The sequence below is a fragment of the Rhodococcus sp. MALMAid1271 genome, from assembly GCF_049195265.1.
Lineage (GTDB): Bacteria > Actinomycetota > Actinomycetes > Mycobacteriales > Mycobacteriaceae > Rhodococcoides.
Genome location: NZ_JBMIRQ010000047.1, coordinates 37,689 through 51,481, shown reverse-complemented (window position 1 = coordinate 51,481; position 13,793 = coordinate 37,689). Strand labels below are relative to the sequence as shown.

Annotated in this window: 16 protein-coding genes; 8 read left to right on the top strand and 8 right to left on the bottom strand. The window is 61.4% G+C overall.

Annotated features, from left to right (window positions below; translation table 11 throughout):
* Positions 1 to 69 precede the first annotated feature (69 nt).
* The gene (locus ACOQFP_RS04005; protein WP_421583523.1) at positions 70 to 1,317 is read right to left on the bottom strand and encodes a TetR/AcrR family transcriptional regulator; all 1,248 of its coding nucleotides are present in this window, start codon (positions 1,315 to 1,317) and stop codon (positions 70 to 72) included.
* A 173-nt stretch (positions 1,318 to 1,490) separates the two neighbouring features.
* On the opposite strand from ACOQFP_RS04005, the gene ACOQFP_RS04000 reads away from it, so the two are divergent.
* The gene (locus ACOQFP_RS04000; RefSeq protein WP_206492692.1) at positions 1,491 to 1,751 is read left to right on the top strand and encodes a LuxR C-terminal-related transcriptional regulator; all 261 of its coding nucleotides are present in this window, start codon (positions 1,491 to 1,493) and stop codon (positions 1,749 to 1,751) included.
* A gap of 107 nt (positions 1,752 to 1,858) precedes the next feature.
* Positions 1,859 to 2,881 carry an SMP-30/gluconolactonase/LRE family protein gene (locus tag ACOQFP_RS03995; protein ID WP_421583522.1) on the top strand — a complete coding sequence of 341 codons (1,023 nt, stop codon included), beginning with the start codon at positions 1,859 to 1,861 and terminating at the stop codon, positions 2,879 to 2,881.
* 25 nt (positions 2,882 to 2,906) lie between these two features.
* Here the strand turns inward: ACOQFP_RS03995 and ACOQFP_RS03990 are convergent, their stop codons facing one another.
* Together ACOQFP_RS03990 and ACOQFP_RS03985 are read right to left on the bottom strand one after the other, a co-directional pair.
* Positions 2,907 to 3,344, bottom strand: a complete 438-nt coding sequence (locus tag ACOQFP_RS03990; protein ID WP_421583543.1) for an SRPBCC family protein — start codon at positions 3,342 to 3,344, stop codon at positions 2,907 to 2,909.
* Positions 3,345 to 3,396: 52 nt separating this feature from the next.
* Positions 3,397 to 3,738: an ArsR/SmtB family transcription factor gene (locus ACOQFP_RS03985; protein ID WP_421583521.1), complete on the bottom strand. Its 342-nt coding sequence runs from the start codon at positions 3,736 to 3,738 to the stop codon at positions 3,397 to 3,399.
* A gap of 110 nt (positions 3,739 to 3,848) precedes the next feature.
* Between ACOQFP_RS03985 and ACOQFP_RS03980 the strand changes: the two genes are divergently transcribed.
* The 3 genes from ACOQFP_RS03980 to ACOQFP_RS03970 all read left to right on the top strand — a co-directional run bounded on the left by ACOQFP_RS03980 (position 3,849) and on the right by ACOQFP_RS03970 (position 5,583).
* Positions 3,849 to 4,538: a DUF998 domain-containing protein gene (locus ACOQFP_RS03980; RefSeq protein WP_421583520.1), complete on the top strand. Its 690-nt coding sequence runs from the start codon at positions 3,849 to 3,851 to the stop codon at positions 4,536 to 4,538.
* A 64-nt stretch (positions 4,539 to 4,602) separates the two neighbouring features.
* Positions 4,603 to 5,178: a DUF3558 domain-containing protein gene (locus ACOQFP_RS03975; protein WP_421583519.1), complete on the top strand. Its 576-nt coding sequence runs from the start codon at positions 4,603 to 4,605 to the stop codon at positions 5,176 to 5,178.
* A 9-nt stretch (positions 5,179 to 5,187) separates the two neighbouring features.
* Positions 5,188 to 5,583, top strand: a complete 396-nt coding sequence (locus ACOQFP_RS03970) for a hypothetical protein (RefSeq protein WP_421583518.1) — start codon at positions 5,188 to 5,190, stop codon at positions 5,581 to 5,583.
* A gap of 57 nt (positions 5,584 to 5,640) precedes the next feature.
* On the opposite strand, the gene ACOQFP_RS03965 is transcribed toward ACOQFP_RS03970, so the two are convergent.
* Positions 5,641 to 7,011: a dicarboxylate/amino acid:cation symporter gene (locus ACOQFP_RS03965; protein ID WP_421583517.1), complete on the bottom strand. Its 1,371-nt coding sequence runs from the start codon at positions 7,009 to 7,011 to the stop codon at positions 5,641 to 5,643.
* Positions 7,012 to 7,362: 351 nt separating this feature from the next.
* Between ACOQFP_RS03965 and ACOQFP_RS03960 the strand changes: the two genes are divergently transcribed.
* Complete coding sequence (locus ACOQFP_RS03960) at positions 7,363 to 8,040, top strand: SanA/YdcF family protein (protein WP_206492684.1); 678 nt, start codon at positions 7,363 to 7,365, stop codon at positions 8,038 to 8,040.
* Positions 8,037 to 8,738 (top strand): phosphotransferase, encoded by a 702-nt coding sequence (locus ACOQFP_RS03955; RefSeq protein ID WP_421583516.1) that lies wholly within the window; start codon positions 8,037 to 8,039, stop codon positions 8,736 to 8,738. The genes ACOQFP_RS03960 and ACOQFP_RS03955 overlap by 4 nt, the downstream gene beginning before the upstream one ends.
* Before the next feature lie 18 nt (positions 8,739 to 8,756).
* Here the strand turns inward: ACOQFP_RS03955 and ehuA are convergent, their stop codons facing one another.
* The 4 genes from ehuA to ehuB are packed head-to-tail and all read right to left on the bottom strand — an operon-like array spanning position 8,757 to position 11,825.
* Positions 8,757 to 9,518, bottom strand: coding sequence for an ectoine/hydroxyectoine ABC transporter ATP-binding protein EhuA (ehuA, locus tag ACOQFP_RS03950; protein ID WP_341243635.1), 762 nt, complete (start codon positions 9,516 to 9,518; stop codon positions 8,757 to 8,759).
* A 19-nt stretch (positions 9,519 to 9,537) separates the two neighbouring features.
* Positions 9,538 to 10,182 carry an ectoine/hydroxyectoine ABC transporter permease subunit EhuD gene (gene ehuD, locus ACOQFP_RS03945; RefSeq protein ID WP_206492682.1) on the bottom strand — a complete coding sequence of 215 codons (645 nt, stop codon included), beginning with the start codon at positions 10,180 to 10,182 and terminating at the stop codon, positions 9,538 to 9,540.
* Entirely contained in the window at positions 10,179 to 10,910 is a 732-nt protein-coding gene (gene ehuC, locus ACOQFP_RS03940; RefSeq protein WP_341243632.1) for an ectoine/hydroxyectoine ABC transporter permease subunit EhuC, read from the bottom strand. The genes ehuD and ehuC overlap by 4 nt, the downstream gene beginning before the upstream one ends.
* Positions 10,911 to 10,934: 24 nt before the next feature.
* Positions 10,935 to 11,825 (bottom strand): ectoine/hydroxyectoine ABC transporter substrate-binding protein EhuB, encoded by an 891-nt coding sequence (gene ehuB, locus ACOQFP_RS03935; protein WP_206492680.1) that lies wholly within the window; start codon positions 11,823 to 11,825, stop codon positions 10,935 to 10,937.
* 363 nt (positions 11,826 to 12,188) lie between these two features.
* On the opposite strand from ehuB, the gene ACOQFP_RS03930 reads away from it, so the two are divergent.
* A complete protein-coding gene (locus ACOQFP_RS03930; RefSeq protein WP_421583515.1) occupies positions 12,189 to 13,784 on the top strand; it encodes an ABC-F family ATP-binding cassette domain-containing protein in 1,596 nt (531 codons plus the stop codon).
* The last annotated feature ends 9 nt before the right edge of the window (positions 13,785 to 13,793 follow it).

Genomic DNA, 13,793 nt, shown 5'->3' with positions numbered 1-13,793 from the left:
ATCCTCGCTGCACGCGAGCGGTTCGCCGACGGAATTCGGCATGTCCGAAAGCACGCAGTCGGTCGATGCTCAGCGCGCGCTGAGTCCGTCGAGGAGAAGTTCACCGACGAACCTCGCGTTGTCCTGAGGGCTGTTCTGCCGACGGGTGAAGCACCTCATCAGCAGCGTGTTGGTGATGCCTGCCGCGAGATCGAATGGGGTCGAGCTCGTTCGGAAAACGCCGGTGTCCTGCCCTCGCGCAATGACCGGTGCGATGATCGCCGGTAGGTTGAGCTTCTCTTTGATCGAGATGAGTCCCTCCGGCTCGCCGTAGGTGTCGTGCGCGACGGCGACGAGGAGAGCGTCCATGAATTCGAGTTCATCGGCGGTGAGTTGCGCGCACCGCAGCATGTGATTGTGCAGAATCGTGAGCTCGTCGAGGCCGAGCAACTGGTCGTCGGCCACCGACTCGCGCAGGCCGTCGACTCGGTTCTGCAGTGCTGCAACGATGACCGCCGGCTTGGTCGGAAACAGTGTCTTGCACGCTGCCTTCGGCACTCCTGCGATATCGGCGACGTCGTCCATCCGCGTCATGAAGTAGCCGCGTTTTCCGAACTCGTCGCGCGCGGCAGTGACGATTGCAGCGCGCGGATCGCGAGGGAGCGGCCGCGTCTCGACCGGTACACCGGCTTGCTTCACGACATCATCGAGGTGCTGATGATGTCCCGACGTGTCGACGACGGCCCCGAGGAAGGCGAGGACCGCGTCGGACATCACATCGGCCGATACGGACGAAGCGTCCACCTGACTGCGGATGCGAAAGCCGTCGATCACGGCATTGACCGTCACCGCGAACGATCGAGCCGTGAAGGGACGGCGGAAGGTTCCACCGTCGGGATCGAACAGTGCCTCGAAGGCCTCCAACACGGCATCGTCTCGAACGCGGTAGCTACCACCCAGTGCTGCGGAACCAGGTCCGTTGAAAACGTGATCGAGAAGAGTCGCTGTGGTGCCCTTCCGGTCGATGATTGCCGAATAGTAGTGCGCGACGAGAGCCGACACCGCCGCCCGAATCGATCCGCTGCTGTTCGTCATCTGGTTTCGAACGGTGTCGTGAACATCCGTGGGTGGAGGAGTTCGGGACAGATGCTCGACGACCGCGGCGAGAAAGTCGGCTTTGGTGTCGAATTTTCTGAAGAACGTCGCAGTCGACGAGTCGGCCTCGTGGACGACGTCCTCGATTCGTAGTCCGCGTTCGAGAATCTTCTGCGGCTGCGCGACCAACAATGCGATACCCGCCTCGACGAAGTGGGTGGCGGTCGCATCGAGGTCGGTCATAGCGGCGGACTTTACCGAGGTGAGATCAACCGTGTCGGCGGAAGTGACAGTATTCACTCTCAGGTGAGAGCGATCCAGGTCATTCCTCGGAGTGACGCAGCAGCGTAAGTGCGGTGTCATTGGCGGTGTTCGCGCCACCGGGACAGCGGTGGTGCCCGAAGTCAAGGATGTCCATGACAGTTCTCGATATCCGCGTCGGCGACGCACCCGACCCACGGCTCAGTGCCCGTGAAATCGAAGTACTCACCGCCTGGCTCATCTCCGATTCCAAAGCGGAGGCATCGCGCTCGCTCTATCTCTCGATGGGAACCGTCAACACACACCTGACTCGCATCAGGGCCAAGTACGACGCGGTGGGGCGGAGCGCACCGACCAAGGCGACGCTGCTGGTGCGTGCCCTGCAGGACGGTTTCATCGATATCGACGAGCTGTGAGTACCTACCGCGGCCCGAGGCGACGAACGGCATCTTCTCGACGGTGACGTGCAGCCGTTTACCAGGGATTACGACCGAAAAATGAGACATATGGAACACTCGAACGTGTGAACCGAGTCTCTCGAATCGTCCTTGCTGTTGTTGCCACCACGCTGGTCCTGAGCGCCTGCGGGTCCTCGGAATCGACACCGCCGCCCACGGACGACACCACTCGGGCATCGGCATCGACATCGTCGACGACCTCGAACCCGAGCAGCGCCATCGTCTACAAACTGCCTGGCAGAGACGTGTTCCCCGAGGGCATCACGGCCGCCGACGACACGTTCTATGTCACCTCGACATCCGATGGTGCAGTGTTCCGCGGAACCGTCGGATCCCCGGATGTGTCGGTGTTTCTGCCCGGCGGTGCGGATGGACGGACCGGTGCCGCAGGAATCGACGTCACCGACGACGACGATCGCGCCGACTACCTGGTGATCGCCGGAGGAGCCACGGGCAAGGTGTGGGTCTACGACGCCAATTCCGGCGATCTGGTGGCCACCTTCGGCAATGGTCTCGGTGCTGATGCGACGTTCCTCAACGACGTTGCGATTGCCGACAACGGTGATGCCTATGTCACCGACTCACGGAATCCGGCGCTGTACCGGATACCGTTCGAGCAGATGACGGCAGGCACGCGGAACGGTTCGCTGGAGACATTCGTGAACTTCGACGGGACCCCCTTCGTCTACGGGGAGGGATTCAATGCCAACGGAATCGTCGAGAACGACAACGAATCTGCGTTGATCGTCGTGCAGTCCAGCACCGGCAACTTGTACCGCATCGACAAGACGAGCAAGGAGGTCACGCAGGTGGAGCTCGGCGGTGCGACGCTCGCCAACGGCGACGGGCTCGAGACGGATGACGACACCCTGTACGTCGTCCGCAACAGAGATGGTCTCATCGCACAGGTCGATCTCGATGACGACGGAAGAACAGGCGCGGTCACCGGTGAGATCACCGACGCATCGTTCGCCTACCCCACAACCGTTGCAGCAGTGGACGATCGCCTACTGGTGGTGAACAGTCAGTTCGACAAGCGCGGGGGAGAGCCTGTCGAGCCCTTCACTGTCAGCTCTGTTCCAAGGTAGAGCGGCGTCGCCGCACGCGCAACGATCAGTCGGCAACGATGGCATCGACCTGACCGAGGGCCGACGCCACGCCTTCTTCCATGCCCATCGCGACCAGCTCCTCGAGTTGTTCGAGGGAATCGAAGCGGCTTCGGATCGTCATTCGTGTCGACGCCCCGGCTTCTTCGATGCTCACGGCCGTGTGGATTGTCGGCATATCGGATGACGGGTTGCCGTCGTCGTCGGTGAATCGGTCGTCGAAGCTCAGCGAATACGGCGCTGCAATTTCGGTGAAAACCCAGCAATAGCCGATCTTTTCGCCGTCCGGTCCGGACATGTAGTACGAAGCTGTGCCTCCCGGAACGAAGTCATGGGATACGAATGTCGCGGGCCACGTGGGCGGGCCCCACCATCGTTCGAGCTGGCGGGGGTCCTCCCAAATCTGCCAGACGCGTTCTGCTGTCGCATCGAACTCCGCGACCATCGTAATGGTCAACGTCTCGGTGTTTTTGTGTGAGCTGATGAACGGCACAGTGTCAGCCTTTCTCGTCCTGGGAAAGTAGTCCGTCGATCCGGTCGATGCGATCTCGCCAGATCTGTTCGTAGATGTCGAGCAATGCACGGGCTCGGGCAATGGTGTCCAATCGAACTCGCACGATCTGCTCCCGCCCGCGCTTGTGTTTGGTGATCACCGCGGCGCGTTCGAGAACCGCAACGTGTTTTTGTACAGCAGCGAAACTCATGGCGTAGTGAGAAGCCAATTCCGAGACCGACTGTTCGCCGATAGTGACCTTGGCGACGATGTCGCGACGCGTCGTGTCCGCGAACGCCTGGAACAGGCGATCGACCTCGGCGTCACTCAACTCATCTACAACCATATGGTTGTACGTTAGCGGGGTGTGCACGTTCGGTCAAGAGCGCGAATCGATTCTTCGGGCAACATGGAGTACGGACGGCGACCGTCGTCGTTCCATCGGGCGGAGGCGGCGTGCAGATTCGAACAGCCAGGATCGGCGTGCTGTTGATTGTGCTTGGTGCGCTCGTGGTGCTGATTCTCGATCTCCACACCGCATGGCAGACGCCCTCGCATCTGCGTCGCACGATCAGCGAATACGGACTCGGCGCACAGCAGTGGGTGTTCTCGATCGGAGTCGCTCTACTCGCTCTGGGCTCGGCACTGACTCTTGTTGCCGCTCTGCGGCAGCGCCTCACAAGACCCACAGCGACGGCGTCGATCTGCTTGGTGCTCTGGACAGTCGGGCTCGTGGCGGTGGTGGCCGTGCCGAAGCAGGACTGGGCCAACGACGCGTCGCTGAGCGTCGGTGGGGCGATTCACCGGATCGGGGCCGCTGTGGCATTCGCCAGCATTCCCATCGCGGTGATTGCGTTCTCGCGTCCATGGATTCGTGACGCTGTGTGGGCGCTCCGCGCCCGAATCACCCTGGCACTGAGCCTGTTGTCCCTGGTGACGCTGCTTCCTATCGCGTACGCCCTGGCGTTCGGTGCCACCGGCCCGCGACCCTGGTACCGGGTGGTCACTCTGGGATACGTGGAGCGGGTGCTGGTCGTCGCCGAAGTCATTGCCCTGATCTCACTGGCCCTGTGGGTGCGGGCCGCGGAACGCAGACGTTCTGCCGCCGTCGAGTCGCAGGAGATCAAAGCCTCCCAGCCGGCATAGGGAACCGACCGGGCACCTGTCGCGTCCAACCTTTCAGTGACGTCTGTCTCGAGAGGTTGAACACGTGAGGGTAGTGAGAGGCGGTCTGCGCGCGGTGGCCTGTGCTTCGGCGCTGTTGCTGGCGGGCTGCGGGTCCTCGACGCAGGGGAGTCCAGTCACGGGTGAATCCCCTGCGATGGTTACGACGACCGCGGCGTCAGAACCGGGAGAGCCCTTCGATCCGTGCACCATTCCCAAGGATGCGGTGACAGCAAGCGGGCTGGACGTGAGTACGGAGAGGGCGGACTTCGCCGGAATTACGACCTACCCCGGGTGGAAAGGGTGCACTTGGGACGCCAGCGGTGCGAACGCGTGGTACTACCTGTCGGTGTTGTCGTCCATCAACTCGATCGACGAGTATTTGCGTAGCCCGCAGAATCAACGCCAAGTACCTGTCAAGGTCGGTTCACGCGACGCAGTGCAATACAACGCTGATTACCAGGGTGATCCACCAACCGGATGCGACATCGTTCTGGACGCCAGCGGGAATTTGATCATTTTGGTGGTCGACACGATCGGGTCGGAAGACACCCTCGGCGATCCCTGCCTCGAAGTCCGGAAGCATGCAACTGACCTCGTTGGCTACCTACCGAGTGAGTGAGTGGACGCAATGACAGGCGAATCGTTCGGACTGGCCGAGAACCTAGTTCACTGGCGGGCTCTCAGAGACCAGGCCTTCGCGGGCGAACTTCACATAGAAGCCGAAGTCGCCAGGCAGTGCAACAACGCATGCGAGAACTACCTGCGCGATCTGTCGAGAATGCTCGAGATGACCGCGAACTTGTCGAAGCCCGAAGCGTTCGGCGAGTTGCCGTCGGCGCAGATGCTCGGTGCGAAATTTCATCGTCTTGCAGTCGGTGAACAAGGCTCCGCCCGTTTCGCGATCAAGCAGCAGATCGAGATCATCAAGACGATGCGGGAGTACTTTCGACACTATTTCGCGAGCGTCGAGGCCACGGATGCCGACACCGCTAGGGCAGTCGAGGCGCTGACACCCCCGAAATAGACGATTCCCGACGACCCAGGTACACGGTCGGCAGGAATCGTCTACGGAGATATGTTGCTAGCGAGCAAGTTCCACTTCGTCCTCGTCGACGAACGGATCACCGTTCCGAGGAGCGTTGTAGCGTTCGAGGTCGAGGATTCCCTCGCGCTTGGCGACGATGGTCGGTACCAACGCCTGGCCGGTGACGTTGACCGCGGTGCGACCCATATCGACGATCGGTTCCACTGCGAGCAACAGACCGACACCGGCGAGCGGCAATCCCAGAGTCGACAGCGTCAGCGTGAGCATGACCGTCGCACCGGTTGTTCCGGCCGTCGCCGCAGAACCGATCACCGACACCACCATGATCAACAGGTAGTCGGTGACGGTCAGCCCGATGCCGTAGAACTGAGCCACGAAAATCGCAGCGATCGCGGGATAGATCGCCGCGCACCCATCCATCTTCGTTGTCGCCCCCAGCGGCACCGCGAACGATGCGTACTCACGCGGCACTCCGAGGTTGCGCTCGGTCACACGCTCGGTGAGCGGCAGAGTACCGATGGACGAGCGCGATACGAAGCCCAACTGCGTTGCCGGCCACACACCCGAATAGAAGTTGCGCACCGAAAAGCCATGGGCGCGAACGATCATCGGATACACCACGAGGAACACAACCGCCAGACCGATGTAGATCGACACAGTGAACACACCGAGCGAACCGATGGCGTCCCAGCCGTACGTCGCCACCGCGTTCCCGATGAGTGCTGCGGTGCCGATCGGTGCGAGACGAATGATCCACCACAGCACCTTCTGCACGATGGCCAGCAGCGACGCATTGAACGCGAGGAACGGTTCGGCTTTATTGCCCACCTTGAGTGCAGCGATACCGATCGCTCCGGCAATGACCAGCAATTGCAGGATGTTGAAACTCAACGACGTGGTCGCGGCACCGCTCTCCGCGACGGAGGTCTTTGCCCCGAGCGCAAGAAAGTTGTTCGGCACCAGTCCAGTGACGAACGACCACCAGGAGCCGACACTGGACGGATCCTTCGCCGAGTCCATACCGGCGCTGGTACGGGAACCGGGCTGTGCGACCAACCCGATCACGATGCCGATGATGACGGCGATGAACGCTGTGATGGCGAACCACCACAGCGTCTGAATAGCGAGGCGGGCGGCATTCGCGACCTCACGTAGGTTGGCGATCGAACTGACGATCGCTGTGAACACCAGCGGGATCACCGCGACGGTGAGGAGTTTGACGTAGCTCGAACCGATGGTCGAGAGAGTGCCGACCAACCAGTTTTCGTTGCCGTCGGCGGCCTCGGGCATCGAGCGTGCAATGAGCCCGACAATGACCCCGAGTACGAGGCCGGCAACGATCTGTGGACCGAACGCGGTTGCCCAGGTGGGGACACGGCGGGTTCGGGTAGCGCTGGGCGCAGACATGGGTATGCCTTTCGAAAGGGGAGAGGTGTCGTCGAAGGTGGACGACAGAGACGCACGTCGGCGCATAGGCCGAACGGAGGGGAGCGCGGTCTAGAGAACCGTCAACAGGTAGCGCTGGCTTGCAGACGCAAGTCGACATAACGTCGAGAGGTCAGCAGCGGATTCACCGATCAGACGGCACTCCGCCGCTGAGATGTGCTGGCGGGCAGGTCCTGGTCTGAAGGTTCACTGCTCTGAGGATTCTCTGCTCTGAGGATTCACTGTGGAATCGGTATGGGTGCAGTGCTGCGCCGATCCGACGCCATCCGAGTGCGTTAGTTTGAAGTTTCTTGTCGCCGACGAATCGAGATCATGAGTACCGAATCGAAGCCCCGATCAGTGGCCGGACGCCTCGTTCGTGCCCTGTGTGCGCTTGTCGCCGCGTTGGTCGCCATCATCGCGGCATCGGCGGGATGGGTTGCGTATGCAACGGCGGGAAAGGTCTACGACGTCGACGATGCGCCGGACGCACCGGTGGCCATTGTTCTCGGTGCGCAGGTGCGTGACGGTAAGCCGATGCGGTTTCTGGCGGGTCGTCTCGACACCGCGATCGCGTTGATGGCGGCCGGAAAGATCAAAGCGATCTTGGTCTCCGGAGACGCAGACGGTAACTCCGGCAATGAGATCGAAGCCATGACCGGCTACCTGATCGAGCACGGAATCGATCCCGAGGTGATCATCGGCGACGATCACGGCATCGACACCTACGACACGTGCGCCCGAGCGAAAGAGACCTTCGGTGTCGAACGAGGGTTGATCATCAGCCAGCGCCTGCACGTCTCGCGCGCAGTCGCGTTGTGCGAGGACATGGATCTCGAGATCGACGGAGTCACCGCCGAGTGCATCGACTGCAACACCTTGGCGGTGGTCCGCAACTATGCGCGAGAGTTGTTGGCGCGCCCCAAAGCGGTGTTGGATCTGTGGTCGGGACGCGACCCGGTGATCGTGTCCCCGCCCGTCGATTCACTGTCGGTCGTCACGGGCCGATGAGTGTGCCGGACGGAGCAATCTCGATCCCCGACGTCGTGCGGGAATTGGCCGGTACGGCCGGCATCGAGCCAGTGTGGTCGAACGAGTTGGGTGGTACGACATTTCGCCTGGGCTCGACGCGATACGTCAAATGGACGCCGGCCGAATCCGCGATCGATCTCGATGACGAGCGGCGACGCCTGGACTGGGTGATTCGCTACAGCCCAGTGCCGAAGGTGATCGAATGCGGTTCGGACTCCGAAGGGTCCTGGATGGTGACAGGTGCCCTTCCGTGGGAGAACGCGGTCGCCGATCGCTGGATGTCGAATCCTGCAGCTGCGGTTCGCGCAGCGGCAACGGGACTTCGAGCGTTCCACGACGACGTACCCGTCGCGCAGTGCCCGTTCGATTGGTCGGTGGTCTCTCGGATCGGCGATCGTGACCTGCCGACCGAATCGCCCTCGATCGATCGGCTCGTCGTGTGTCACGGCGACGCGTGCATGCCCAATACCCTGATCGACGAGGACGGCTCGTGGGCGGCGCACGTCGACATGGGCACCATGGGCGTCGCCGACCGTTGGGCAGACCTCGCACCAGCGATCTGGAGCACCGAGTTCAATTACGGCCGCAACTATTGTGCCGCATTCTTGGACGCCTACGGCGTCGACCTTGATCAGGATCGCCTCGACTACTACTTGTGGCTGTGGCAGTCGACCTAGCCCACCGTCACGCGTTCGTCATTCTGCGAGAACGGCTTTGAGGAATCGCTGAGTGCGTTCCTCCTGCGGATCGCTGAAGATCCGGGCGGGCGGGCCCTCTTCGAGGATCTTGCCCTCGTCGAACACCAGGACACGGTCCGCGACATCGCGGGCGAAGCCCATCTCGTGCGTCACGATGAGCATCGTGATGTCGGTGGTCTCGGCGATCGTGCGCAGCACGTCGAGCACATCGGCGACGAGCTCGGGGTCCAGTGCAGAGGTCACCTCGTCGAGCAACAGGATGTCCGGATCCATCGCCAACGCTCGGGCGATGGCCACGCGCTGTTGCTGACCACCGGACAGCTTGGTGGGGTGCGCATTCTCTTTGTCCGCCAGCCCTACCGTCTCGAGCAGCTCGCGGGCGCGATCGGTTGCCTCGGACTTGCTCTTTCCGAGCACGTGGATCGGTGCTTCGGTGATGTTCTGCAGCACAGTCATATTGGGAAACAGATTGAACTGTTGGAACACCATGCCGATTCTCGTGCGCACCTTGCGTAGGTGCTTCTCCGAGGCGACGACCAGTTTCTCGCCCTTGCGCTGATGAGTCAGCGGCTCGTCCTCGATCCAGATGACGCCGTCGTTGACCTTCTCGATGGTCATCAACAGGCGCAGGATCGTCGTCTTACCGGAGCCACTGGGCCCGATCAGTGCGACGCGTTCGCCGCGGCGTACCTGGAAATCGAGGTGATCGAGTACCACATGATCGCCGAACTGCTTGACGACCTTCTCGAACCTGATCATCGGTGTGCTCGCCGAATCGTCAGTAGGCAAGGGACTTCTCCAGTCTTCTGATGAGAATCGATGTCGGGTAGCTTGCGAGCAGGAAGATCACGCCCGCCATGGTGATCGGTTCCAGGTATTGGAAGGTGCGTGCGCCGTATTGCTGCGCAGCGGTGACCATTTCGACGACGGTGATCGCGAAGAGGAACGGCGTGTCCTTGAACATCGAAATCGCGTAGTTTCCCAGGGCCGGAGTTGTGCTACGTATTGCCTGTGGAAGAACCACGGCCCGCCAGGTTCTGGAACTGGGAAGCGAAAGCGCGCGCGCAGCTTCCCACTGTCCGGTGGGTACCCCATCGATTCCCGCACGGTATACCTCGGCCATGTATGTCGAGTAGTGGATACCGAGGACGGTGATTCCGATCTGCAGGGCAGAGAACTGCGGCAGCAAGTAGTAGGCGAACAGCAGTTGCACGATCAGCGGCGTCAACCGGATGAACTCGGTGACCATCCGCAGCGGAACGGTGATGAATTTCGGTCCTGCGTGCCGCACCACAGCGATCAACAGACCGAGAGCCGCCGCGAGAACGAATCCGAGCACCGTGGCGAGCAGCGTGATCTTGAAACCGTCGAGCAGGAAGGGGAGCGAATCGAATGCGCGCTCCCAACTCCAATGTCCGTTCATCGTCCCACCCCCACGTTCTCGTTGACCTTCTCCGGGCGCAGGCTCAGTACTTCACGCAGCGAAGGCCCGACACCGAGCCGTCCCTTCGCACGGATTTCGAGGACATTCATGAAGAGGGTGAGGATGTACGCGATGATGAAGTACAGCACCAACCCGATGCCGAAGGCGAACAATGTGTCGCCGGTTCCGCGTCGAAGTTGCTCGATCTGATACGTGAGGTCCTGTAGCAGAATGAAACTCGCCAGTGCGCTTCCTTTGAGCAGCTGGATCAGCAGGTTCGTCAGCGGCGGGATCATCTGGACCCAGGCCTGGGGGAACACAACTCGATACAGGCGTTGCCAGGACGAGAAATTCAGTGCCAGTGCAGCTTCCCACTGCGGCCTGGCCACTGCCGAGATGGAACCGCGGACGACCTCGGCACCGTAGGCACCGTAGTTCAAGCCGAGAGCGAGAATTCCGCAGAACATCGAATCGAGTTGGAATCCCAGTAACGGCATCACGTAGAACAGCCAAAACAGCTGCACCAGTAGCGATGTTCCGCGGAAGAACTCGACCACGACGCGGGCCGGACCGCGGACGTACAAGTGACGGTTGCTCGCGGCCAAGCCCAGGATCAGCGACAGCGCGAAGGCGAGTACCGCACCGCCGAGCGTGAGGTAAACAGTGGTGAGGATCCCTTCCTGGATTCGCGGCCACGAATCCAGGAAGGCCTCGATATTGTCGTTCACGAGTAGTCAGCCACCCGGCGTCGTTCAGCCCTCACAGAGCTTCGCGGTGGTCAGCTCGGGATCCGGCAGTTCCTCTGCGGTGAAACCGTATTCACCGACGATGGACAGGTACTTGTCCGTGTCGGAGGTGATCTTGGCGAGTTCCTCGTTGTAGGCGTCGAGGAGTTCTTGGTCGTCGGTGCGGAAGACGGTCGCACCCGCGCCCACCTGCGGTACTCCGTCGATCTCGGCGACGAAGGACTCGGTGACGTCAACGGGAGCCGTCGGGTTGTTGTTCTTCATCCAGTTCAACGAGATGGCCGTCAACGCGAAGACATCGGCTCGCCCGGATGTCACGGCGTCCATACCGTCCTGTGGTGAGGCAACCTGAGTGCTCGGAATGTCAAGCGATTGAGCGTAATCGGACTCGATGGCACCGGTCATGGTGGCCAGGCGAAGGCCGCTGTCCTTGACCGACTGCATGTCGGTCAGACCCGCCGGGTTGCCCGTCGGAACCATCAGCGCGGTCGTGTAGTTGAACTCGGGATCACCGAACGCTGCTTGCTCGCAACGCTGCGGAAGAATCGACATTCCAGCGCTGACCACATCGAAGCGATTGGCCTGCAGTCCGGGGATCAACGCGCCGAAATCGGTGTTGACGCCTTCGACGTTGTCGATCCCGAGGTTGCCGAAGATTTCCCGGTGCAAGGCGATGGTGGCACCGGTCAACTGGCCGTTGTCCTCGTAGCTGTACGGAGCCTCACCTGCGACGCCGACGGTGATGGTGCCCGCGTCCTGCAGCGACTGGAGGTGATTCTCGTCGCCCGAGTTGGATGTGGAAGTGCACGCCGCGAGGCTGGCAGCGACGAGGGCTGCGCCTGCAATGGAACTGGCGATCTTCTTGGTGGAGACAGTGTTCAGCACAGTATGTGCCATGGGTCGAGGCCTTCCGGTCACGTGTCGTTGGACCGGACCTGCAGTGCAGAGGCGGATCAAGTGACCGCAGCTGAGCACGCCGGGCCGGTAGACGCTCTCTATATATCGTTGCTGCTTCTTTTACCGCATTTGAACGTAGCACGGGCAATCACGACCCCGTTGGGCAAATGCGCTGCACACAGGCATCGCATAGTGGTGCTCATCCCGAAAACACCAGACCAGAGGGCATGAAACAGTAAAGGAAAACGAAACTATAACGATGGCAGGATGCAGCGAATCGAGCACCGAACGCGGCGACGATAGAGTGAGCGGTCGGGTTCGACACCACGCGCGAACCCACCCGTCTGCAGGAGATGTGAGCGCTTGAGCTGGATCCGTTTGAACGACGTAGCCAAGGGCTACGACCAGAAGGTCATGCTACGAGAGGTGTTCTTCCGCCTCGCCGACGGCGACCGCATCGGTCTCATCGGACGGAACGGCACCGGAAAGACGACCCTGCTGCAGTTGTTGCTCGGACGCGAGGCCCCCGACACCGGGACCGTCGACGTCACCGAGGGCGCGCGCATCGGGTACTTCTCGCAATTCTCCGAACTCGACGGCAACAGCAGCATCCAGGCAGATCTCGAGTCCTTGTTCGGCGCGGTACACGAGATCGAGGCCGAGTTGGCGCAAGTCGAGTCGGCACTCGGCGGCGATCTCGACGAGAAGCAGATGTACAAATTCGTCGACCGCCAGGCCGAACTACTCGACGCCATGGAGAACGCAGGCGGATGGACCTACCACCAGCAAATAGACACGGTGCTGTCGATGCTCGGCTTCGACACCGCGCGACGCGAACTGCCCGTCGATCGGCTCTCCGGCGGCTGGCGCAACCGCGCGGCGCTGGCAAAGATCCTGATCGAGGCACCGGACGTCCTGCTTCTGGACGAGCCGACCAACTTCCTCGACGTTGCCGGGATCGCGTGGCTGGAACGGTGGTTGCGAGATTTCCGCGGTGCGCTACTGGTTGTTTCACACGACCGCGCATTTCTCGAACAGGTGGTCACCAGCATCGTCGAAATCGAGAACCATCACCTGCAGACCTACGACGGGAGCTACTCGGAATACGTGCAGCAGAAGCAGTTTCGACTCAAGAGCCTCGAACGTGAATTCAGCAACGAACAACAGCTGTTGGCCTACGAGCAGGAAGCGATCAGCGACCGCAAGGAAGCGGTGAAGAATCCCAGCGGCGTTCTCAAACGCCGACTGGCCAACATCAAGAAGAGCAAGAGCCCACGACCGGTCGACACGGTGGTCACCGCCATCTACGGGGGACTGCATGTGCACGACGACCTGGCCGAAGTATCAGGAATCGCCAAAAGCTATGGCGAGCACCGGCTTTTCGAGAACATCTCGTTCACCGTGCATCGCGGCGACCGCATCGCCATCACAGGGCCCAACGGATGTGGAAAGACAACCCTCGTCGACATTCTGGTCGGTGCCGAGCAACCGGACGCCGGCAAGATCAAATGGAAGACCAAGGCTCCCGCCTTCATCTACTACAACAAGGTGCTGGCCGATCTCGACCTGGACGACACCGTGTCGCATTCGGTCAACGCGATGCCGGGCAGCCTCGCGCTGACGGCGACCAAGAAGGAGGTCCACCGCTTCCTGACGCTGCTGCAGTTCTCCGAGATGGATCTCAAATCGAAGATCGGCGTGCTGTCCGGAGGCCAGAAAGCGAGAGTTGCTCTGGCTCAGTGCCTGCTGTTCGGTGCAGGTGTCATCGTGCTCGACGAGCCCACCAACCATCTCGACCTGCAGAGCACCCAGGTGCTCGAACGTGCCCTGATGGCGTTTCCCGGCGCGGTGATCCTCGTGAGCCACGACAGGTTCTTCGTCGAGAAGGTCGCGTTTCGACAGTTGTCCTTCGACGGCAGGGGTGGGGTCACCGAAATCGCCGGCGTGCAGATGGCGTGACCTTGTGGG